Annotated in this window: 1 pseudogene; it reads left to right on the top strand. The window is 38.9% G+C overall.

The annotated features are described in order from the left end of the window. The first annotated feature begins 208 nt into the window (after positions 1 to 208). Positions 209 to 958 (top strand): annotated as a pseudogene (locus BACCOP_RS02535) (hypothetical protein). The last annotated feature ends 43 nt before the right edge of the window (positions 959 to 1,001 follow it).

The raw sequence follows: 1,001 nt of genomic DNA, 5'->3' as shown, positions 1-1,001 counted from the left end.
AGGAAATTCTTCTGTCATTTCATCTTTCGGGATAGTCTCCTTCTGCACTGTTTATAACACAGATGAACTGGGAGAATTGGGGAGGCAATATCAATCACAGGATTAAAATTTACCTGTGCAGTTATACCAAAATAAATCAATGATACCAAGCCAAGTTAGTTGTTAAACGCAGCTCCTGGTCAAGCCATTATAAACAGTAATGCAAAATATGAAACAGAAAATATACCATATCATTATCTTTTTACTCTTTTGGTTTTGTGGAGTAGCCTATTCACAAAATCCCAAAGCAGATATTTTGCAGCAAGACCTTTCGGGCTTGTTTGACAATTTAAGCATGATTGGCATATTAGGAGAAGATTGTAGCCGAATTGATATTCATATTACCGAAGTTCGGAAAATGGATAGTAGAGAATATGAGATAAAGGGTATCAGTCGTACCCGATTATCCGTAATCTGTCCGTTTAAGGGAAAGGTTTGTGTAGATAGCATTCTTCCTGTTCCCAAATGATAAAAAGTGAATATACGGAATTGGACGGTTTCATATACGGGTATTACTCGTTTGAGGAATTCGGAGATAAACGATATAGCGTTACATTTCTCCGGTTCTTTCAAGCAGGGGTATCGGATGAGCGGCCAGCAAATAGAGAAAGGACGGAATGAAATAGCAGAACTGAAATTGAACTTATCTGAATATCGGGGTAAGTGGAAATCCGCAAAGGGACTGACAAAAGTCTGTTCTTGGGCAGATGAGATTATACCCGATACTCCTGCAAACTTCTGCCGGTTTAATGATGCAGGCGAATGGATTGTATCACCGAAATTTGTTAAGAATGGTTGGGAAAATCTATATAATGCCTATCACAATGAAAATCTGACAACGGACGAGATACAAAAGGCTCGTGAGGTGGAAGAACAGGAATGGTGGGTAAATAAAAGCCAATCATGCAAAGTAATTTGAGTTTATAACAAAGCGTGATAACGCCTAACAGCGTTCCCCGCTT

The sequence above is a fragment of the Phocaeicola coprocola DSM 17136 genome (genome assembly GCF_000154845.1).
Taxonomy (GTDB): Bacteria; Bacteroidota; Bacteroidia; order Bacteroidales; family Bacteroidaceae; genus Phocaeicola; species Phocaeicola coprocola.
Note: the sequence above shows the minus strand (reverse complement) of the source record. Positions and strands in the feature narration are given on the sequence as shown.